The 21,663-nt window shown below is 44.0% G+C and carries 21 protein-coding genes; 17 read left to right on the top strand and 4 right to left on the bottom strand.

Annotation, left to right across the window (positions count from 1 at the left end; translation table 11 throughout):
* The first annotated feature begins 295 nt into the window (after nucleotides 1-295).
* The 4 genes from DFP80_RS02525 to DFP80_RS02540 all read left to right on the top strand — a co-directional run bounded on the left by DFP80_RS02525 (nucleotide 296) and on the right by DFP80_RS02540 (nucleotide 5,563).
* Nucleotides 296-2,185 (top strand): methyl-accepting chemotaxis protein, encoded by a 1,890-nt coding sequence (locus tag DFP80_RS02525; RefSeq protein WP_113915248.1) that lies wholly within the window; start codon nucleotides 296-298, stop codon nucleotides 2,183-2,185.
* Nucleotides 2,186-2,585: 400 nt separating this feature from the next.
* Nucleotides 2,586-3,611, top strand: coding sequence for a TRAP transporter substrate-binding protein (locus DFP80_RS02530; protein WP_175020577.1), 1,026 nt, complete (start codon nucleotides 2,586-2,588; stop codon nucleotides 3,609-3,611).
* 78 nt (nucleotides 3,612-3,689) lie between these two features.
* Nucleotides 3,690-4,244: a TRAP transporter small permease subunit gene (locus tag DFP80_RS02535; protein ID WP_113915249.1), complete on the top strand. Its 555-nt coding sequence runs from the start codon at nucleotides 3,690-3,692 to the stop codon at nucleotides 4,242-4,244.
* A complete protein-coding gene (locus DFP80_RS02540; protein ID WP_206610541.1) occupies nucleotides 4,241-5,563 on the top strand; it encodes a TRAP transporter large permease in 1,323 nt (440 codons plus the stop codon). Before DFP80_RS02535 ends, DFP80_RS02540 begins: the two co-directional genes overlap by 4 nt.
* 85 nt (nucleotides 5,564-5,648) lie before the next feature.
* Here the strand turns inward: DFP80_RS02540 and fabF are convergent, their stop codons facing one another.
* Nucleotides 5,649-6,917: a beta-ketoacyl-ACP synthase II gene (gene fabF / locus DFP80_RS02545; RefSeq protein ID WP_113915250.1), complete on the bottom strand. Its 1,269-nt coding sequence runs from the start codon at nucleotides 6,915-6,917 to the stop codon at nucleotides 5,649-5,651.
* Between the two features lie 132 nt (nucleotides 6,918-7,049).
* On the opposite strand from fabF, the gene DFP80_RS02550 reads away from it, so the two are divergent.
* The gene (locus tag DFP80_RS02550) at nucleotides 7,050-7,661 is read left to right on the top strand and encodes a TetR/AcrR family transcriptional regulator (RefSeq protein WP_113915251.1); all 612 of its coding nucleotides are present in this window, start codon (nucleotides 7,050-7,052) and stop codon (nucleotides 7,659-7,661) included.
* Here the strand turns inward: DFP80_RS02550 and DFP80_RS02555 are convergent.
* Complete coding sequence (locus tag DFP80_RS02555; protein WP_113915252.1) at nucleotides 7,630-8,508, bottom strand: LysR substrate-binding domain-containing protein; 879 nt, start codon at nucleotides 8,506-8,508, stop codon at nucleotides 7,630-7,632. The genes DFP80_RS02550 and DFP80_RS02555 overlap by 32 nt on opposite strands.
* 131 nt (nucleotides 8,509-8,639) lie before the next feature.
* On the opposite strand from DFP80_RS02555, the gene DFP80_RS02560 reads away from it, so the two are divergent.
* From DFP80_RS02560 to DFP80_RS02570, 3 genes are read left to right on the top strand one after another with little or no spacing between them, the layout of a single operon-like run.
* Nucleotides 8,640-9,014 (top strand): carboxymuconolactone decarboxylase family protein, encoded by a 375-nt coding sequence (locus DFP80_RS02560; protein ID WP_241560166.1) that lies wholly within the window; start codon nucleotides 8,640-8,642, stop codon nucleotides 9,012-9,014.
* A complete protein-coding gene (locus DFP80_RS02565; protein ID WP_113915253.1) occupies nucleotides 9,014-9,406 on the top strand; it encodes a tautomerase family protein in 393 nt (130 codons plus the stop codon). Before DFP80_RS02560 ends, DFP80_RS02565 begins: the two co-directional genes overlap by 1 nt.
* Before the next feature lie 13 nt (nucleotides 9,407-9,419).
* Nucleotides 9,420-10,001, top strand: coding sequence for a DUF4865 family protein (locus tag DFP80_RS02570; protein WP_113915254.1), 582 nt, complete (start codon nucleotides 9,420-9,422; stop codon nucleotides 9,999-10,001).
* A gap of 86 nt (nucleotides 10,002-10,087) precedes the next feature.
* On the opposite strand, the gene cysQ is transcribed toward DFP80_RS02570, so the two are convergent.
* Nucleotides 10,088-10,933, bottom strand: a complete 846-nt coding sequence (cysQ, locus tag DFP80_RS02575) for a 3'(2'),5'-bisphosphate nucleotidase CysQ (RefSeq protein ID WP_113915255.1) — start codon at nucleotides 10,931-10,933, stop codon at nucleotides 10,088-10,090.
* A gap of 44 nt (nucleotides 10,934-10,977) precedes the next feature.
* On the opposite strand from cysQ, the gene DFP80_RS02580 reads away from it, so the two are divergent.
* The gene (locus tag DFP80_RS02580; protein ID WP_113915256.1) at nucleotides 10,978-11,394 is read left to right on the top strand and encodes an RNA-binding S4 domain-containing protein; all 417 of its coding nucleotides are present in this window, start codon (nucleotides 10,978-10,980) and stop codon (nucleotides 11,392-11,394) included.
* A 59-nt stretch (nucleotides 11,395-11,453) separates the two neighbouring features.
* Here DFP80_RS02580 and dprA read toward each other — a convergent pair whose 3' ends face one another.
* Nucleotides 11,454-12,749: a DNA-processing protein DprA gene (gene dprA, locus DFP80_RS02585; RefSeq protein WP_113915257.1), complete on the bottom strand. Its 1,296-nt coding sequence runs from the start codon at nucleotides 12,747-12,749 to the stop codon at nucleotides 11,454-11,456.
* Between the two features lie 246 nt (nucleotides 12,750-12,995).
* On the opposite strand from dprA, the gene def reads away from it, so the two are divergent.
* The 8 genes from def (at nucleotide 12,996) to DFP80_RS02625 (ending at nucleotide 21,629) form a co-directional block, all read left to right on the top strand.
* Nucleotides 12,996-13,511 carry a peptide deformylase gene (def, locus tag DFP80_RS02590; RefSeq protein ID WP_113915444.1) on the top strand — a complete coding sequence of 172 codons (516 nt, stop codon included), beginning with the start codon at nucleotides 12,996-12,998 and terminating at the stop codon, nucleotides 13,509-13,511.
* Nucleotides 13,512-13,596: 85 nt separating this feature from the next.
* Nucleotides 13,597-14,601 (top strand): methionyl-tRNA formyltransferase, encoded by a 1,005-nt coding sequence (gene fmt, locus DFP80_RS02595; protein ID WP_113915258.1) that lies wholly within the window; start codon nucleotides 13,597-13,599, stop codon nucleotides 14,599-14,601.
* Nucleotides 14,598-15,989, top strand: a complete 1,392-nt coding sequence (gene rsmB / locus DFP80_RS02600) for a 16S rRNA (cytosine(967)-C(5))-methyltransferase RsmB (protein ID WP_113915259.1) — start codon at nucleotides 14,598-14,600, stop codon at nucleotides 15,987-15,989. The genes fmt and rsmB overlap by 4 nt, the downstream gene beginning before the upstream one ends.
* A gap of 394 nt (nucleotides 15,990-16,383) precedes the next feature.
* Nucleotides 16,384-17,757: a Trk system potassium transporter TrkA gene (trkA, locus tag DFP80_RS02605; protein ID WP_113915260.1), complete on the top strand. Its 1,374-nt coding sequence runs from the start codon at nucleotides 16,384-16,386 to the stop codon at nucleotides 17,755-17,757.
* Nucleotides 17,758-17,877: 120 nt separating this feature from the next.
* Complete coding sequence (locus DFP80_RS02610) at nucleotides 17,878-19,326, top strand: TrkH family potassium uptake protein (RefSeq protein ID WP_113915261.1); 1,449 nt, start codon at nucleotides 17,878-17,880, stop codon at nucleotides 19,324-19,326.
* Nucleotides 19,327-19,365: 39 nt separating this feature from the next.
* The gene (ybaK, locus tag DFP80_RS02615; RefSeq protein ID WP_113915262.1) at nucleotides 19,366-19,839 is read left to right on the top strand and encodes a Cys-tRNA(Pro) deacylase; all 474 of its coding nucleotides are present in this window, start codon (nucleotides 19,366-19,368) and stop codon (nucleotides 19,837-19,839) included.
* A 56-nt stretch (nucleotides 19,840-19,895) separates the two neighbouring features.
* Nucleotides 19,896-20,453: a D-glycero-beta-D-manno-heptose 1,7-bisphosphate 7-phosphatase gene (gene gmhB / locus DFP80_RS02620; protein ID WP_113915263.1), complete on the top strand. Its 558-nt coding sequence runs from the start codon at nucleotides 19,896-19,898 to the stop codon at nucleotides 20,451-20,453.
* Between the two features lie 306 nt (nucleotides 20,454-20,759).
* Entirely contained in the window at nucleotides 20,760-21,629 is an 870-nt protein-coding gene (locus tag DFP80_RS02625; RefSeq protein ID WP_113915264.1) for an AraC family transcriptional regulator, read from the top strand.
* The last annotated feature ends 34 nt before the right edge of the window (nucleotides 21,630-21,663 follow it).

Below are 21,663 nucleotides of genomic sequence, written 5' to 3' on the forward strand. Positions count from 1 at the left end.
GTTCGTTGATTCTCTAACTTTACATTGATTTATACGACTTTCATCCCCCTTTCGGCTTCTTTAAGGTAAGAGACGTCGGTTACCGCAGAAAAAATGTCTTCATGATGACGTTTTATGCATTCAGGATGATTCGTATCCGCTTGGTTAAACCCTGAAATAAAGCGTCGAATTCTGGCCTTTTATTTCATTCTTCCAGCTCGTTTTTTTGGCCTGTTTGTCTTACGTGATAAACAGGCCTTTTTTGTTGTCTTGATTGCTTACTCTTCTTTTCAAAAAGAGGTCTACAGGAGGTTATATGTCCATCGCATTATCCGTTCGTCAAAAGCTGATTGCTATTGTTGTTTTAGTCTGTATTGGGTACGCAGGGTTTGGTGCCTATTCCATTTACAACTTGTCGCAAATGTCTGGAGCCTTTGACGAGGCCAGCGAGTTAAGTCGATTGACCAGCGAAGTGAAAGACATTGAAATTGCTTTACTAAAGTTTGAACGTGAAATGAACACTATTTCTCCCAGCAATGTCGACACTATTAGCAAGACATTAATCAAGATAAAAAACGAAACCGCGGCTGGATTTCCTATCAGAGCGGATCTGCTCGATACTAAAGGTAAAGCTCTACTGGAAAGTAGCCAAGTTTTACAGCCGCATTATCTATCGGCGCTTGAAAACAATTTACACAACTTAACTACCCTTGGGTTAGATGGCGAAACAGGTGCACTGGGTCAATTAAATCAATCCGCACAAGCCTTGGCTGGACAGCTCAAATCATTGGCCAGTTTTGCTTCAAGTTTTAAAGAAGTAAGAGCAAAAGAAAAAGACTTTCTTGCTTACAGCGATGCTGAACACCAAGCGGCCTTACAGTCCGCCATTCAGGCACTCAAAAATAATGTCGATAACGTCGGTTTTGGTGATGTATTCGGCCCGATGATTCAAACCTATGAAGATGCACTGGCTCCTGTTATTACCTTGTCTGTTACCCTAAAAGAGCAGCAGAGCAAGCTTGCGCTGTTAAGCAATCAGTACACTCAAGCCATGGATAAGAGCGCTAACTACTTACAAAATACCTTGCTGGCCAAAGCACAAATACGCTCATTAGAAACAGCCAAACAAGCGCGCAGCTCTTTGGTCATTGCGTGTGCTTTGCTTGCCCTAGTCATCGGCCTAATTTTATCGACGGTGATCCGCTCTTTAAATAGAAACCTAAAAGCCGTATTAACGATATTAAAAGAAGTCGCGCAAGGTAAACTGCGTTTCCGTCAACAAAACCAAAGTTCAAGTAATTCAGATGAATTCCAACAACTCTTTATTGCATCAAACCAAATGTCCGACAGTTTACGTTTGTTGATTAGTCATTTAATCAACAGCAACAAAAAATTAGTACTAACAGCCGATGAATTAGACAGTGGGATTCAAACTATAGTCAGTGGCAGTGAACGCATTCGTGATCGAAGCAATACTTTAGCGGCTTCTACAGAAGAGATATCCGCTACCGCCGACACCGTTCAATCGATGACACGAAACGTGCAGAGTGCCGCAAAAGTCGCTTATGAATCCGCAACCAGCGGCGTCAATGCCATGCGTGATGCCATGACCAGTATTAGCGATGTAGCGGACACCATTCAAGATACCAATGAACGCGTGGATCGCCTTGGTACGCTTTCTAAAGAAATTGATGTCGTTATTGAATTAATTGTTGGTGTCGCCGAGCAAACGAGTTTATTAGCACTCAACGCGGCCATCGAGGCTGCCCGCGCAGGAGAGGCTGGGCGAGGCTTTGCGGTTGTCGCAGACGAAGTTAAAACACTTTCGGAACAAACCGTAAAGGCATCAGGCAGTATTACAGAAAAAGTTGAAAGTATTCAAAAAGAAACACAAGCAGTGATTGACGCCATGACGTTAAGCCTAAAGAAAGTGGGTCGCAGTAAAGAACAAGGTGAGAATGCAGTGAAGATTATTCATCTCGTTGAGCAAAATACTCTAGAAGCGATGAACAATACCCAGGAAATTACTCAAGCGATAAAAGAGGTTGCATTAACGACGGCGCAAATGGCACAGGACATGGACATCGTCGCTCATGACATTAAAGACAATCACGCCGCAACTCAATCTATCCAAACAGCCAATAAAAATGTTCACGACCAAACCAAAGAATTAGCCGACCAAATTCAAGGCTTTGACATCGCTTAATGATAGATATCCAGCAAATGGGCTTTTATGGAAAACCATAAAGCCCCAATTTGGTGCGACAATAAATTCCAGCTAAAGAGCTCGACAGGCCACTTTAAAAAAGTAAAAAAAGCGCACGTTTTCAACATCATAGATCAATAATATTCACACTATTGATGCATTTAGCTAATCTATTTTTTGCACCAAAAAAGGGCTTTCAGCCTCTTTGTTGTGCATTCCTTTTCAGTTAGTTATATGATTTATAACAGATTTTGGCTTTTTTGATTGTTTGATACCGACAAAACTTTAGATAGATTTTACGAGCTTTATTGCTCTCCGGCTTTTTGAAAGTATCAAATACAAGGTGTCACAACTTCAAAGGCGTGACTTTTTTATGCACTTTTGCTCTCGAGGTAGCTCAATGATTAAAGCGATACTAAAAGTAAAAAAACGATTAGCTGTAAGTTCTCTAGCGGTAGCTCTTGGATTAGGCGCGGTCGCTTCTTCTGCACATGCTGCAGATTACAACTGGCGCTTCGCTAACCTATACAGCCGTGGCTCTGCATTCGGCGCAGTATACGAAGATTTAGCAAAAAACATTGAGACTATGTCTGATGGCCGTATTAAAGTGCAGGTTCTTTATGACGGTGAAGGTGTTGGTTCTTCTGGTATTTTTGGTGCCGTGAAAACAGGCCTAATTACAATGGGTGCGACCTTCCAATCTTTGAACGCAGGCGAACTTCCAGCGGGCTTGGTTGAGATTGGTTTACCTGGTGGTACAAGCGATGTTGGTGAATTAACGACCTTGTTCCAACAGAAAGGCTGGGCCCCCATTCTTAAAAAAGCGTATGGCGAGCAAGGGCTAGTTTGGCTTGACCCTTACATTCAGCCAGCGGTTTATGTGATCACTAAGGAGCCAATCAATTCTATTGAAGACTTCGAAGGCTTGAAAATCCGTGCGCCAGGCGCATACGGTAAGTTCCTACGTAACCTAGGCGCTTCTCCTGTTTCTCTTGCTTGGTCTGAGATCTACACAAGTCTTTCAACTGGCGTAATCGACGGCTCTATCGGTTCTAACATGATCGATCACCGCGATGGTAATCATGTTGAAGTAGCGAAGTACATGTACCCACTGCCTTTGGCTGGTGCACAAGTGTTACCTATTATCGTCAATCAAAGCGCTTGGAACAAACTTCCAGCGGATTTGAAAGCCATTGTTAAAGCGGCGACAACCGTTCATGCTCAAGAGCAAATGACGAAATCTAAGCTTTGGGAATCCGAAGCCGTTGCTGACATGGAAGCAAAAGGTCTACAGTGGAGCCCTGAGCCAAGCGCAGCAGACAAAGCAGCATGGAAAGATGCAGGTTCTAAACTTTGGGATGAGTACGCAGCTGCCGACAAATACAGCAAAGAGTTGATTGACGTTCTACGTAAAGAACAGAAATAATTGACTCAGCAGTAACCAAAACGGCCTTCTCTAAGAAGGCCGTTTTAATTTCCGATCCATCCTAACAGGTACAAAACAATGATAATGACTGCGATTAGGCGCTATTGTCTTGGAGTCCACGCATTAGTGGCTTTCATTGGGAATTCCGTTTCCTATCTTATGCCGGTATTAGCATTTGTCGTTGCTTTCGAGGTTTTCTCTCGTTACATCTTAGACAGCCCAACCATCTGGGCTTACGACACTTCGCTATTTATCTTTGGCTATATTGCCGCATTAGGTGGTGCTTATGCCCAACAGCAACGTGCGCACATCAATGTCGATATCCTTTACAACAAAGTCTCAGCTCGAACGAAAAGCATATTTAACCTATTTTCATTCGCTCTCGCCATGTTCTTTATGGTCATCGTCTGCAAAATGAGCATAGGTAAGTTTGAAGAAGCGCTTGAGTTTAATTACCGACGTCAAAGTGAATGGGCTCCTCACGTGCATCATTACTGGCTAATGATGGCAATCGCTAGCGTGCTGCTAATTTTGCAACTTTCCAGCGACTGGATTGATTCCTTATACCAAGCAATTACAGGCAAACCCTTATTGCCAACAGCACCGACCGAACAAGAGGAAACGGCACCATGATTAGTATTGAGTTATTAACGGGCATTTTATTCGCCTGCATCATAGCCTCGTTTGCCTTGGGTGCACCAGTGGGTTTGGCGCTTGGTGGTATTGCGATGGGCATAGGCTACATGACTTGGGGCGATGCTTTATTCAACGTCATTCCGACTACGCTCGAATCTACCCATTTTAGTTTTATCTTGTTGGCAATCCCCTTGTATATTTACATGGGTCAATTGCTTACTCGCTCAGGCATTGGCGATGCTATGTTTAGCGCCAGCCAAATGTTAATTGGCCGTGTGCGTGGCTCATTGGCCATCAGCGTAATTGTGGTGTGTTCTATGATCGGTGCCATGGTCGGCATTATCGGTGCAGGCATCATGACGTCCGGCAGTATCGCACTACGCCCGATGTTGGAACGCGGCTATGACAAACGTCTTGCGTTAGGCGTTATCATGGCGGGTGGTGGCTTAGGGATTTTGATTCCACCTAGCATCCCAATGATCATGTTTGCATCGTCTACACAAAACTCAGTAGGGCGCATGTTTATTGGCGCTTTGATTCCAGCACTGATCACTATTGTATTGCTAATCGCTTACGTGGTGATTTCTTGTAAGTTAAACCCTAAGCGCGCACCAATGGATGTCGTACCAGAAGTACTGCCAACACCAAAAGAGAAGTTCTTAACTGCTCGTGATGGCTTGTTATCTCTACTACTCATTGTTGCGGTGCTTGGCAGCATTATTATGGGAATCGCAACGCCAACAGAATCTGGCGCTATCGGTGTAGTGGGCGCCATTGTTTTAGCGATTTTCTTTAAACGTTTTAAGCCACGCATGGTGCAAAAAGCCGGCATGCAAGCAGCACTGCTGGTTAGTGTGGCAATGTGGATTATCGTCGGGGCGTCTGTGTTCAGTAACTTCCATTTGTTAATGGGCGTGCAAAACATGGTCGCAGGCTTCACCCAAGATTTGGGTTTACCACCGATTGTCGTCATCATGTTGTTTCAATTGATCATGTTGTTGCTGGGCTTCATTATCGATGAATTCATCATCGTCCTAATGTGTGCACCTATCTTCACACCGATTGCTGTATCCCTTGGCTACGATCCAATTTGGTTTGGTATATTGATGATTTTAAATATTGAAATCGCCGTACAAACACCGCCTTATGGCTTTGCCTTGTTCTACCTAAAAGGCATAGCACCTCCGGGCATTACCATGTTGGATATTTACAAATCTATCCTACCATTTGTCCTGCTAAAACTTTTTGTCTTGGTCATTGTGATGATGTTCCCGGAACTAGTTACTTGGTTACCGAACCAATTAATGGATGGTTAACACCAATACCTTTTAGCAACACAATAATGAAAAAGGCGACTCACACACATTGAGTCGCCTTTTTTTGTGTAAGCTTGCCGATAAGTTAATAACGCTTCAAGATAATCGCTGCGTTTACGCCACCAAAACCAAAGCCATTACATAATACGTACTCAACACTTTTTTCACGTGAAACCAATGGGATAAGATCCAAATCAGCCATGCTGTCTTCTGGATTTTCAAGGTTGAGCGTCGGAGGCAAAATACCTGAAATTAGCGCCTGAGCACTGAAAATGGTTTCCACACCACCCGCAGCCCCCAGCAAATGACCTGTCGCGGACTTAGTAGAAGAGATCGCCACGTCTGTGATTTTTTCACCAAACACACGACGTAAGGCATTAATTTCGCCACGATCACCAACCGGTGTCGACGTTGCATGGGCATTCACATAACCAATTTGATTCGCCGAAATACCCGCCATCGTCAGAGCAATTTGCATCGCACGAGCGGCACCTTCGCCATTTTCTGGCCCCGATGTCAGATGATAAGCATCACCACTGGTGCCATAGCCAACGATCTCCGCCAATGGTGTAGCACCTCGAGCCAAAGCATGCTCAAGCGTTTCGAGCACAACAAGGCCAGCACCTTCGCCCATGACAAAACCTTCACGATCTTTATCAAAAGGGCGAGACGCTTTTTCGGGATCATCATTTCTCGTAGAAAGCGCTTTCAAAGCACCAAAGCCAGCCAGAGACAAGGGATCAATACAGGCTTCTGTACCACCCGCCAGCGCCACTTTAGCCTCCCCCGTACGCAACAGACGCATAGCATCGCCAATCGCTTGCACACCCGCTGCACAAGCTGTTACTGGTGTACCAATCGGTCCTTTGAAGCCGTACTTAATCGAAAGGTTACCTGCCGCAAGGTTGGCAAGAAAGGCAGGAACCGTAAAAGGCGACAAGCGTCGCGCACCTTGTTCCGTTAAAACAGATTGTGCATGAGTAATGGTCGGCAAGCCGCCAATCCCCGTTGCAATGATGGTAGCTGTTGCTTCCTGGTCTTCCGCAGAGGTTGGTCGCCAGTTGGCTTGAGTTAAGGCCTCTTCGGCAGCAGCAAGGGCAAATAAGGTAAATAGATCAACGCGTTTTCGATCCTTAGGAGACAAGTAGTCAGATTCGTTCAAACCGTTTTCTTGCTCTGTCTGGCTAGGAACTTGCCCCGCAATGTGCGTATTTAGCCCTTCCGATAAGGTCGTTGGTAATGAGCGAATGCCAGATTCACCGCGAATCAACCTATCCCAAACCGAAGCCACGCCTAAACCCAGCGGTGACACCAAACCCATACCAGTAATCACAATACGTTCTTTAAGCGACATGAAATAACCCTCTTAAGTTTCAGCAGAAAGAAAGTCTCCATGCTAGAGTGAGTCTATATATGATCAAGATAATATTTAGATTCCGATTTATAATCGTATAGAGTGTCAGTCAACGAGGAGGTTTAGTTAATTATGTCTTACACGCCAAGACACAAAGAGCAAACTAGACAACGAATATTACAAGCAGCAGCAAAACTCTTTTGCTCACATGGCTTTGATCGCGTCACACTGAATCAAATCATGAAAAAAGCCAACATGACACACGGTGCGTTTTATGCGCATTTTTCTGCTAAAAGCAGCCTGTACGAAGCGGCCATGCAATTCGCTACTTCGAATGGTTTTTGGGCGCGTAATGACAAGCAAACCGAAAACAATGAAACACATCTAAAAGCACTGGTTACTCGTTATCTAAGCTGGAGTCGAAACGACAAAGAACACCCATCTCCACTGGAATTTCTCGTTACAGATGCCGCACACAAAGAAGAAAAAGTTCGCCAAGCCTATCAAGCCTGTTTTGATAGTCTGGTTGACCGTCTGGCAGGGATTCTGAAAAAACGTGGCAGCCAAGAAGCAGAAGCGCTAGCAGAAGAAACCGTTGTTTCTTTGGTGGGAACGGTGGCCATCGCCCGGTCTTTTACGCAACCGCTGCAAAGCGATTTTTTAAAACGCGCCCAAGAACGCATCGTCAACCGACTCAACAGTGGGTTAGACACTAATAAACCCAATCAGGAAAATTTTGTTTAAGCTCATCCAGCACGGTTTCTTTTAAGTTCTGCGCTGCGGCATTTAATCCGTCGACTTGTATAAGACAAAGTGCCAAATTGGGTAATTTTGGTAACCATTCTTTTTCTAGAACGGCTAATGAGTCAGGGCAACCTGCTGGGGTACGAACTGTAATCCCCAAGCCAGCTTCTGTTGCAGACCACACACCCGATAAACTATGACTGGACATAGCAACCCGCCAAGGAATTTCTGACTCGTCTAACGCTTTTAATGCTACCTCACGAAGTAGACAAGGGCTCTCAAATAATATCAGCGACAATGGCAGCTGCTGATCGATAAAAGTCTCTGGAACACCAATCCATTGCATTGGAAATTGCCCGATGACTTCAGTATTCGTAACAACACTTTCGGTATTATTCCAACATAAAACCAAATCTAGCTTTCCTTGCTGAAATCTTTCCATCAAATTTCTGTTACGAGAGACTTGAACATCCAAAACAACCTCAGGATTTGTCCGATTAAATTGCGCTAGCATATCGGTCAAGAATCGTTCGCCAAAGTCTTCTTGCAATCCGATGCGAACAATCCCCGATACCTTAGGTCGTCGTAGTGCCATCACAGCATCATCATTCACAGCCAGCAAGCGTTTAGCGTAAGAAAGCAGTTCTTCCCCTGCAGGAAGCAACACCAAGCTTCGTCCAGAACGTTTGAGAATAGGTTGCTCAAGCTGCATTTCTAATTTTTTTAAGTGAGCACTGACAGCAGAAGTTGAACGGTTTAGGCGTTCAGCCGCTTCGGCAAAGTTTCCTAACTCAACACCTAAGACAAAACTTCGTAGTGCTTCTAAATCTAACGTCACTTTACGCATCAGTATTTCCCAACATATTTATCCTGTTTTTCAGGACTATGAATACCATATATTTTGATTTTTTAAACCTATTAATCAATTTACTCTTTTAGGCATCAAAGTAATTAATGTACTCATTAAGAGGGAAGCCCATGAGCAATTCATCATCGAACCTAGACGAAACAATGAAATCCACAGACGCAGAAAAAGTATTTGGCAACATAGCCCCTTTATTTGCCTCATTAACCGATGAAGTTTTATTCAATCAGGTATGGCAAAGACCACAACTAACCCCAAGAGAACGAAGCTTAATTACAGTCGCTGCATTAACCGCCATGTACCGCACAGAGCAGCAAACATTCCACCTAAAAAAAGCCATCGAGAATGGTTTGAGTGTAGAAGAACTGGCAGAAGCCATAACACATTTAGCCTTTTATGCGGGCTGGCCTTGTGCCGCATCAGGACTCGAAAGTTTAAAAAAACATATTGAGACAGAACAGCAAAAACAGACAGAGGAGGGAAAGTAATGCCATTCACACACATTTATATTTCAGCAGACAAGCCAGATGACTACGTAAAAAAAGTCTCTCAATCACTTCACGAGGCATTAACTGAATCGTTTGCAGTGCCTCAAAAAGACTGTTTCCAGATAATAAATCGCCTGACCAATGAGCAACGCGTTTATAACAAAGAATACGCTTGTCCGGTAAACCAAGCTCGAAGTGAGGACTGGCTATTATTTGAAATTACGGCAGGGAAGCCTAGAGACACAAAAACCAAAGAAGCGTTTTATCGAACGCTATTAACAAAACTACAAGCTTCTGTCGGTCTTAATCAAGCAGATCTTATGGTTATTATTTCAACCAACCAAACTGAAGAATGGTCGTTTAGCCAAGGTGCAATGGCAACCTTACCTTGAGAGGAGAGTAATCATGATTGTAATGCAATACAGTTTCACCTTACCAGCCAATTACGATATGGAAACCATCCGTAATCGGATTACAGAAAACGGCCATAAATTAAATGGCTTCCCTCAACTTATCTTTAAAGGTTACTTGTATTCGATTAGAAACGACAACGAACTCGACTCTCCTAAAGAAAATCAGTACGCACCTTTCTATCTTTGGGAAAATGATGAAGGCATGATCTCTTTTCTTGCCAATCAAGGGTACCATCAATTAGAACAAGACTTTGGACGCCCTAAAATATGTTATGGAATCCCTATTACTTATTCAAAAAAAGCTAGCCTAAAGACTGCGAAATACCTTAAAAAAGAAATCATCCCTATATCTAGAGACTCAAAGATTGCCGATATTATTGAGCAGGAAAAGTCGTCAGACATACACACCTTAACTGGAACCGATAACAAACTAGTAGCCAGTATTAGTAGCTTGAATCCAGAGCAATGGTTACTAACTCGCTGGACTTTTTGGACTTCACAAACAGTAGATACAAAAGAAATAACCGGAGTTTTATCACGTGATTGGTTTCACATTGGCTATTTGGCGCAATAAGCGGCGTTTATGATCTGATATTTTTTCACGTGAAACAATCAGATAAGACGTTTACATTAGGCCAAGGAGGGGAGGAAGAGTAAAATTTACTCTTCCTCGTTTTCTAGATACCAGTTCATTACATACGGTGCGAGTTCAGCACCAGATACAAAAAAGTGACCATTGAGTAAGGTTTCTCTTTGGTTGTAACGAAAGGGCTTTCCCTCCGGTGTGACGAGCATTCCGCCAGCGGCTTCAATGATAGCTTGCTGAGCTGCCGTGTCCCATTCACTCGTTGGTCCTCGGCGCAGATGAAGGTCCGCAATCCCTTCTGCAATTCGACAGCCTTTAATTGAGCTGCCTTTTGGTAATTCTCGCACTTGTTCGTAAGTCAGTTTTAATTTGTTCTTCAACGAGGCTGGAAGTGCAGGGCCGTGGCTGCGACTTGTCATCGCAATGATAGGCTCTCGAGGCTCACGCACATTGATACTTTCGTATTCATCGCCTTGCCATTTAAACGCACCGACTGGCAAATCTTGCCATGCTTTGTTTACTCCGAAGTAGCCTTCGGTTGTGGTCGGTAAATACACCACACCAAGAATTGGGGCGCCATTTTCCACCAGAGCAATATTAATGCTAAATTCGCCATTACGCTTGATAAATTCTTTTGTGCCATCAAGTGGATCAACGATCCATAACATTGGCCATTTAGAGCGCTCTTCAAACGCCACCACGCCTTCTTCCGACAAAACTGGAATATTGGGTGTCAGTGCTTGCAAACCTGCTAGAATCACATTGTGTGCAGCAAAATCAGCAGCGGTCACTGGGCTATCGTCCAATTTTTGCTCGACACCCAGATCGGCACGTTGATAAATATCCATGATCACATCAGCGGCATCGTGTATTATTTTTTGAAGAGCTTGGAAAATTGGGTGTTTACTTACGTCCTGCATAACAGCCTCAAATATGACAACAGAATAGGATCAACGCATTCTTTATGAGTAAACCAGAAAAGCAGTCGGCACCACAAGCCGTTCGTTTAGATAAGTGGCTTTGGGCCGCACGTTTTTATAAAACTCGCTCACTTTGTAAGGACGCCATCGATGGTGGCAAGGTGACTTATAACGGAAGCAAAGGCAAAGCCAGCCGTAATGTGGAAATAGGCGCCTTAATTGGTATTCGCCTTGGTTGGGACGAAAAGGTTGTCGAAATCAAAGACATCAGTGGTCAACGTCGTGGGGCACCTGAAGCACAATTGCTTTATGAGGAAACACCAGAGTCGATTGCAAAACGAGAAAAGCGCGCTCTCGAAAATAAATCATTTGGTGGTCGAATTATGTCCGACCACAAGCCGAATAAAAAAGAGCGCCGTGATATTAAGCAGCTAAAGAAGGATATTTTTAGCGACAACTAACCCATATCTATAAATAACACGTATTGTATTTTAAAAGAGAGAAGGTCAGCACCGTCTATTCAACAACGACAATAAAGACCTTCTCGGTTTTCTACACAACCATACAATTCCAGCTCCATTAATACCTGCATCATCAATCCAGCGTCCATTTGGCTTTGACGAATCAAGGCATCAAAATCCATCGGTTGTGCTTCTTGCTCCATAATAACAATAACCGCTTTGGCGTTATCCGATGTAGATTCAGGAACCGCCTGAAGCGGATTTATCGCTAGAGTAGAGGCTCTTTTTGTCGTTAGATTTCTATTCTCAGATGCGCTTTTTTTATTCTTCTTATCCGCTGACGATTGCTTTTCCATCGAAGCAGAAGGAAGTTCAGAGCACTCGGCTAATATGTCGTCCACATGACGAACCAGAATTGCGCCTTGTCGAAGTAGCTGATGACAACCTTCTGATTTTGGGTCAGTCAAACGACCTGGCAAAGCAAACACCTCTCGATTTTGTTGGACGGCATAACTGGCACTGATCAAGGAGCCACTTTTTACCGACGCCTCAGATACCAGCACTCCGAGACTTAAACCGCTGATGATGCGATTGCGTGGTGGAAACAGATGAGGGCGAGGACTGGTTGATAGTGGGTATTCACTTATTAATGCGCCGCCTTTTTCTAGGATTTCTTCAAACATCGAACGATTATGATGCGGATAACGGTGAAATAATCCCGTGCCCATTACTGCAATGGTTGGTGTTATCTGATGATACAAAGCGCCTTGATGAGCGGCGGTATCAATTCCCATAGCACCGCCGCTCACCACACAGATGCCACGAGCCGATAATTGCTCAGCGAATTGAAAGGTGACATCTCTTCCATAGCGCGAGCACTTACGCGCGCCAACAATGCCAATTTTCGGTAACGCCAGCCCGTCCGGATTGCCTTCCACGTAAAGAAAAGCGGGGGCAACGCTGATTTCTTTTAGCGCTTTGGGATAATGCTCGTCTTCTTGCAGCACCAAGTGATGGTTAGCGTCTTCCAACCATATTAACGATTCATCGCGTTTGATTTCTTGATCTTTAGTGAGTACACCATTAGAAAAATAGTCCATAGCCTGACGTGCGGTAATCTCTGGCCATTTTAGTGCGATCAATAGTTCATAGGTTATCGTCTCTGGGGAGCGGTGAGCGTTTAGCTCGTCATTATTAAATAAGGGCAAACTTTCAGCATCATCCATGGCTCTATGATGATCAAGTTGACTTAGATAGGTATAAAGGCGAGAGAGCCGGGATGGACCAATACCTGATAAGAAACTTAAGCATAACCAATCAGTTTTCGACAGGCCTGAGGCATTAGAGGTAGGCATGATAAACGGCTTCCTTAGTAGTTAAACATGGGCATTCCTTACCCAAACGATTACTTTAAATATCAAGTTAAAACATCAAGCCAAGAACGAATAGTCTTTGGCTATGGAGGCTATTCAATCATATTGGCCAAAAAACCGCCACGAGAAGACTGCTCAACGAGCAGACTTGCGTTACAATAGACATAATGAAAAGAGTAGGAGAAAGTGTCTCCTCTCATGAACAAAGACACATCGTTGGAAAAGATCATGGCTGTTTTAACTGTACTTGAATACCCAGACAAACGCTTACGCAAAATTGCGAAGCCAATTACCGAGTTCACTGATGAACTACAAACTCAAATCGACGACATGCTTGATACCATGTATGACGAGAACGGTTTGGGCTTAGCAGCGACACAAGTGGATTATCACCATCGTCTTGTCGTAATGGATTTTTCTGAAGAACGTAACGAGCCGATCGTTTTTATTAACCCAGAATTCGAAATTTTAGACGACGAGCCAAATGAATTCCAAGAAGGCTGTTTGTCTGTACCAGGCTTTTACGAGCACATTTATCGTGCTGCTAAAGTACGAGTGAAAGCATTAGACCGTAACGGTAAACCATTTGCTATGGATGTCGACGAGCTTCTTGCTGTTTGTGTTCAGCATGAAGTTGATCACCTGGATGGCAAACTGATGGTCGATTATTTGACGCCTCTAAAACGTAATCGCATTAAGAGCAAGTTAGAGAAAGCTCACAAGCTAGCTCGAAAACAAGGTTAAGAAGGACACTCTTTTTAGCCCGAAGAACATTGATATTCGTATTATAAAATCAGGCTTTGGCCTGATTTTTTGTTAAGGAACCTTTATGCCAACCTCACCACTTCGTATCGTTTTTGCTGGCACACCAGAATTCGCAGCGGCTAGCTTACAAGCAGTCTTAGATTCTAAAACAGAAAACCAATATGACATCGTCGGCGTTTATACTCAGCCAGATCGCCCAGCAGGGCGCGGTCAGAAACTGGTTCAAAGTCCAGTTAAGCAACTTGCTATTGCTAACGACATTCCCGTTTATCAGCCGCTAAATTTCAAGCTAGAAGAAGACAAGGCACAGCTTGCAGCCTTAGAAGCGGATATTATGATTGTCGCGGCGTATGGCATTATTCTACCGAAAATTGTCTTAGATACGCCCAAGCTTGGTTGCATCAATGTACATGCCTCTTTGCTGCCTCGCTGGCGTGGAGCGGCACCAATTCATCGCTCATTGATTGCTGGTGACAGTGAAACCGGCATTACTATTATGCAAATGGATGTGGGCTTGGACACTGGTGGTATGCTGTTAAAGGCGCACTGTGATATTAAACCGACAGATACTTCAGCAACGCTCCATGATCGCTTAGCGGTTCTGGGTGGTAGCGCATTGATTGAAGCCCTAGAAAAACAGAAAGCAGGCACATTGGTTGCAGAACAACAAGACGAAAGTCTTACTTGCTACGCCGCTAAATTAACCAAGCAAGAAGGCGAGGTGAACTGGGGATCTTCAGCAGAATTGATCGAGCGTCAGGTTCGCGGCTTGTCTCCTTGGCCTGTAGCCTACACAAACAGCCTTGTAGGTGTGATGAAAATCCATGCGGCGCATATTGCCAGTGTCAGCGATGAAGCCTCCACACCAGGCGATATTTTGGTCGTGAGTAAAGAGGGCGTTATCGTTGCAACAGGGCAAGGGTCTATTTTAATTACTGAAATCCAATTTGCTGGCGGTAAACGCATGAAAGTGCAAGACGCCTTAAATGGTAAACACAAAGCCGCTTTAGAAATTGGTCAGTGTCTTGGCGTTAATAAAAGTGAAAACAAGGGTGAACAAACAGCATGAACCAATATGACAATGCCTCCTCATCCAACATAAGTCATTCTGGAACAAGTACGGGGCAACAAAGTCCTCGCCAAGTGGCCGTTAACGTCCTAACCAATATTTTGCTTCAGCAGGGCTCGCTTAGTACGCAATTGGCTCGTCACCAGCTGGACGTCGCTAGCGAACACACTCCTATGCTTAAAGAATTATGCTTTGGTGTATGTCGTCAGTATCCAAGACTAAACAGCATAGCACTGCATCTATTGGCGCATCCTTTTGAAGAAAAGGACACAGATTTATACGCCGTATTACTTTTAGGTTTATATCAATTAACCTATATGAACACACCTGATCATGCAGCAGTAAACGAAACGGTAGAAGCTTGTCGTCTATTAAAAAAGGACTGGGCGACCAAGCTAATGAATGCAGTGCTTCGTCGTTATCAAAGAGAAGCTGACGAGATCGTTGAGGCTCTTGAAGCTCAACCTTCTGTAGAATTCAATATGCCAAAATGGTTGGTGAAGCGCTTTAATAAACATTGGCCAGATCATCTTGAAGATATTATCGACGCCAGCAACACACATCCGCCCATGTGTATTCGCATCAACGAGAGTCTGGTTTCACGTGAAACATATAAGGAACAACTGGCTGATTTGGGTATAGATTCGGAAGATGGCGAATTTTCGGATTCTGCACTATATCTCAGAAATGCGGTGCGTGTCGCAGAGTTACCTGGTTTTGATGACGGGTTTGTTAGTGTTCAAGATGAAGCAGCTCAGCTCTCTGCACAAATACTATCACCCAAAGACGGCGAGAAAGTATTAGATGCTTGCGCAGCCCCCGGAGGAAAAACAGGCCATTTGTTAGAAAAAGCCAATTTGTCTGGGCTGAGCTCAATGGAACTCACCGCTGTTGAATTAGAACCTTGGCGCATGGAAAAAATCGAATCCAACTTGAAGCGTCTTGGCTATTCGGCGCAATTAATCTGTGCGGATGCGAGCGATCTTGAGGCATGGTGGGATGGCGAGCATTTCGATAAAATCTTACTCGATGTTCCTTGCACTGCGACGGGGGTTATTCGTCGTAACCCTGATATAAAGATCAACCGAAAGCCCGCTGACATTGACGACCTAGTTTTCATTCAGCGAGAGATACTTAATAAGGTTTGGGCGACATTGAAATCCGGCGGTTTCATGCTGTACGCAACTTGCTCTTTGATGCCGGAAGAAAATGAGCAACAGGTCCAACACTTCTTAGCAAATCAAGACGATGCGAAAGAGGTTGCTTTAAATTCATTAGCACCCGACGAGGCTGCTAAGTGGGGGATTCCGGTTAGCCATGGCCGACAGTTATTTCCACATATAAACGGTCATGATGGTTTCTATTATTGCCTTCTACAAAAAGCTTAAAGCTGACAAATAATAGAAAACCACATATTAGGCACAGATTTTTTTTGATAACCGACTGAAAAGTAGATCTTTTTTGCATAAAGCTCAGCAAGTTGTTTCACATGAAACACAGTTTGTTGGGCTTTTTTTAAAGCTCAAATATAAAGTCGAAGAAAGCGTGTCTTTCTTTTTAACACTCATTAACCAATTAAAAAAATCCTCACAACAAGATCATCCAAAATAATTGCGAGTATTTATCAAGTTCAAGTTAAATAATTGTTCTTATATGGGTAAACTTGCTCTACTTAATTCGAGCAAGAAATATGCAAGCTCGATTGACCAGACGACTCATTTTGACATTTGAATTAATACACTCAACAAAGAGCCAGACATACATCGTGCTCTAAGGCAGACTATGAAAATCATCATTATAGGTGCGGGCCAGGTTGGCGCCACACTTGCGGAAAACTTAGCAAGTGAAGATAACGATATTACCGTCATTGATACCGATTTAACTCGCCTTAGAGAACTGCAAGACCGTCTCGACATTCAAACAGTCGAGGGCAGTGGTTCACATCCAGCCGTATTGGACCAGGCTGGTTGTAACGATGCTGACATGCTAATAGCCGTCAGCAATCAAGACGAAACCAATATGATCGCTTGTCAGATTGCTCATACCTTGTTTAAAACACCGACCAAGATCGGTCGGGTTCGCTCTAGTGCTTACGCAAAATACCCTGAGCTATTTGTTGATACCGCCATCCCAATGGATGTTCGTATTAGTCCCGAAAAAGAAGTGACTAAACATTTAAGTCGTCTGATTCGTTATCCGGGTGCATTACAGGTGATGGAGTTTGCGGAAGGCAAAGTACAGCTCGTCGTGGTCAAAGCAGAAAAGGGCGGTCCGTTGATCGATCAGCCAATCAGCTTTTTAAAAGAACATATGCCATCAATCCAAACGCGTATTGCAGCAATTTACCGTGACGGTAAATCCATTTCACCAGACGGCAACACACACATTCGCGCTAACGATGAAGTTTTCTTTCTGACAGCTCAACGAGATGTATTGGATGTGATGAGTGAGTTGCGCCCATTGGATGTACCTTACCGTCGTATCATTATCGCTGGCGGCGGTAACATTGGTGAACGTTTGGCACAGAGTTTGGAAAAAGAGTATCGCGTTAAAATCATCGAACGAGACCCAGAGCGCTGCCGTTATTTGTCCGAAACTTTAGATAACACCATAGTCCTCAATGGCGATGCGTCTAAGCAAGAATTACTGCTTGAAGAAAATATCGAATCCACCGATGTGTTCTGCGCCCTAACCAACAATGATGAAGCCAATATTATGTCTTCCATGTTGGCAAAAGTACTCGGTGTTCGTACTGTTATGACCATCATCAATAACCCTGCGTACGTGGACATTGTTCAAGAAGGCATGATAGACATTGCGATTTCACCACAACAAACCACCATTAGTTCGCTATTAAGTTATATCCGACGCGGTGACGTGGTGAACGTTCACTCGATGCGCAAAGGCGCTGCCGAGGCATTAGAAGCGGTTGCTCATGGTGATTACCGTTCTTCTAAAGTGGTTGGTCGCAGTATTGCCAATTTGAATTTACCTGAAGGCGCCACCATTGGAGCCATTGTTCGTGAAGACGATTTGATTGTGGCCACCAGCGAATTGGTAATCCAAGCAGAAGATCACGTCATCATTTTCGTGACGAATAAAAAGCAAATACCAGCGGTAGAGCAGTTGTTCCAAGTAGGTTTGACCTTCTTCTAGTTTGAACACTTTTATAGAAAAAAGTATTTGCAGCAAAAAGTAGAAGCAAGCCGTAACTGTTCCGCCAGTTTTTTAACTCCGGTCTGACAAATGAACATCGTCAGACTCAAGGAAGTAAGTATGCATTTTAGTGTTATTTTACGTGTCATCGGATTATTGGTCATGGTGTTCAGTGTCTCACTGATTCCACCGATTATCGTTTCTTTGATTTATTCTGATGGCGCACTTAATGCGTTTCTTTATGCATTAGGCATAAATATATTAGGCGGCTTTCTTCTGTGGTTCCCCGTTCGAAATGAGCGCGGCGAGCTAAAAATCCGCGATGGCTTCTTGGTTACTGTGTTGTTCTGGACGGTACTAGGCTTGTTCGGTTCTGTTCCGTTCTTCTTAGCCGAAACGCCAGATTTAACCTTCACAGATGCCTTGTTTGAATCCATTTCAGGACTTACCACCACAGGGGCAACTATCCTCACAGGTATTGATGATTTACCGCAGTCCATCTTGTTCTACCGCCAATTACTCACTTGGTTAGGTGGTATGGGTATCATCGTTTTAGCCGTTGCTATTATGCCTATGTTGGGAATCGGTGGCATGCAGCTTTATCGGGCAGAAACGCCAGGCCCTGTAAAAGACACCAAGCTCACGCCACGTATTGCCGAAACAGCCAAGGCTCTTTGGTATATTTATGCGACCTTAACCAGCGTTTGTGCCTTAGGGTATTGGATCGCTGGCATGAGTTTGTTCGATGCGATTTGCCACAGTTTCTCAACTGTCGCAATCGGTGGTTTCTCGACACACGACGAGAGCATCGGCTATTTCAATAGCGTCGCTATTGAAATGATTTGTACCTTCTTTATGATCGTATCGGCGTTTAACTTCGCATTGCATTTCTATGCTTGGCGCCACAAAAGCGTATGGCATTATTTTAAAGACCCTGAAGCACGTTTCTTTTTATTGATTCTTTCCAGCACAGTAATCTTAGCGACTCTCGTACTTGCCATGACGTCGACTTACGATTGGAGTACATCGATACGTTATGCGGTATTCGAGAGCGTTTCGATCGCGACAACCTCCGGTTTCAGCACGTCCGATTTTGCTAGTTGGCCACATTTTTTACCTTTCTTGTTGATTGTCACCTCGTTTGTCGGTGGCTGTGCCAGCTCTACTGGCGGCGGCATGAAGGTGATTCGTATTCTGTTAATCCTCAAACAAGGGATGCGGGAAATCAAACGCTTGATTCACCCCAATGCCGTTATTCCAGTTAAGGTAGGCGGTAAAGCCATTAATGAACGAGTGGTCTCTGCCGTATGGGGTTTTTTCTCGGCATACTTATTAGTTTACGTGGTTCTAATGATTGGCCTGATGGCGACAGGGTTGGATCAAGTTACAGCTTGGTCTGCGGTGGCCGCAACATTGAATAACTTAGGACCAGGCTTGGGTGATGTTGCCGCCAGCTTTACCAGTGTCAGTGATCCTGCAAAATGGATGCTGTGTTTTTCTATGTTGTTGGGGCGTTTAGAAGTCTTCACCTTGTTGGTATTGTTCACGCCAATGTTCTGGCAAAAATAAAAAACGTGAAAAAATAGATAACACGTAAGGATTAAAACAGTGACTCCAGCTATCAACCAGCTTAAGAAACTAAAGATTACGTTTAGCCTTCACGAATATAAACACGATCCGCATTGCTCTAATTTTGGAGAGGAGGCCGCGCAAAAACTAAACATTGAACCTGCTTGCGTGTTCAAGACTCTGTTAGTCACAGATGATAAGAACACCTTCGTTGCCATTGTGCCTGTGACGGGTTCTTTAAATTTAAAACGAGCGGCCAGTGCACTAGGCGTAAAAAAATTGCATATGGCCGACGTAAAAGATGCCGAACGACTTACAGGTTATTTGGTCGGTGGCATCAGTCCGATAGGGCAAAAGAAAAGCCTCGTCACTTGTATTGACCAAAGTGCGCAAGCGTTTGACAAAATCTATGTTAGCGGCGGGCAAAGAGGGCTAGATATCGGCTTATCTGCAAATGACCTTAGTCGCGCTTGCCGTAACGCCAGCTTCGCAACAATTGCTGACACCAAGTAGCATAAAAATCAAACTGCAAATCCTATCTATCCATTCAAATAAGGCATTCTTTCCCCATGGCGCAAATTAAACCCATTATTTTATTAGACCGAGACGGCGTCATTAACCAAGACTCAGACGCTTATATAAAAACGGTCGATGAATGGCTGCCAATTTCGGGCAGTATTAAATCTATAGCAGCATTATCTAAAGCGGGCTTTAAAGTCTTTGTCATCACCAATCAATCTGGCATTGCGCGCGGGTATTACGACGAAGCCACATTGCATGCTATGCACAATAAAATGACAGACCTGATAGAAGCAGAAGGCGGTAAAGTGGATGGTATTCAATATTGCCCACATGGCCCAGATGATGATTGCAACTGCCGTAAGCCAAAAAGTGGCATGATTGAAGCGATTGAAGCTGAATTAGGTTTATCCTTTGAAGACCACCCAGCGATTATGGTCGGAGATTCTCTACGAGATCTACAGGCAGGACATGCTCGAGGTTGTTCGCCAGTGTTGGTATTAACAGGAAAAGGGCGCGAAACGCAGTACAAGGCGATAGACTTCCCATTCACCGTTTACACAGACCTTGCCGCATTCACCATTGCGACACTGCACAAATACAGTTAATGAGATTAAAAGTCTGTCATACATTAAGTATCGAGTTAGTGAACAATCACTGACTGGATGCTTATTGCATGATAGCCAACACAAAATACAGAAGTACTGCGACATTGACCCCCTTCAATATTGTTCCATTAACCACAAACCATCAAGACTCTAATCCACAACAAATTCCTACTATTGCCATGGCCGCATGCCACAAAGCAATAGACGAAAAAATACACTCTACGTACGGATAGAATTCCCCTGAGAACATTGGCAATACGGCATAAATTGGTTGATAATCATTAGCATTTTTAATAATGAAATATTATGGCACTCCAAAGCAGACTCACACGCATTGAAAAGGTGTTAGATTACATTCACGAGAACTTGGATGAATCGATTCACGTAGCAAATTTAGCCGAAAAAAGCTGCTGGTCACGTTGGCAATTTCAACGCGTTTTTGGCGAAGCAACAGGGCTAACCGTCGCACAATACATTAGAGAATTGCGCTTGAGCAAAGCGGCCGAACTTTTATTGTCTAGCAAGCAGCGGCATATGGACATTGCCATGATCTGTGGTTTTGATTCGGAAATCAGCTTTAGTCGTGCTTTTAAGCAAATGTTTGACTGCACCCCTAGAGATTATCGCCTCAGGGGAAAGCGACAAGGTTTACGCACGCCATTGCAATATAGGACAGCAGAACCCGTCTCGGGTGAGAAACCCAAAGCCTTTACCCAAATTCGAATAGAAAGCCGCGATGCGTTTGAACTACATGGCGTAAACGACTGGATACGTGGGCCGTTTTCTATCGCTCCCGATTTTCTTGAACGGGTTCCTCAGTTGTGGAAGATCCTCGACAAGCACATCGACAAAAATGCTCAACCCATCGGCATCATAGATACTCATTACCATCCTCATAATCAAGGTCAGATGCGCTATTGGGCTGGCTACTTAAATCAACCTAAACACAACAATTACGACACCATTCATGTGCCATCACAAGAATACGCTGTGATTCCTGTGCATGGAAAAGTGATTGCTGTTGAGCAAGCCGTAGAGTGGTTTATTCATCAATGGCTTCCAGAGTCAAATTACTGCGGTGTGTCCGGTTATGAATTAGAAATATATGAACCCAATTACGACCCTCATAATGCTCAAAGCTACATGGAATATTGGCTGCCGATTAAACCAAGATAAAAATAAAACATGACGATATTCCTTTTAAGATGCA

Origin of the sequence: Marinomonas rhizomae (assembly GCF_003315485.1) — a bacterium.
Lineage (GTDB): Bacteria > Pseudomonadota > Gammaproteobacteria > Pseudomonadales > Marinomonadaceae > Marinomonas > Marinomonas rhizomae.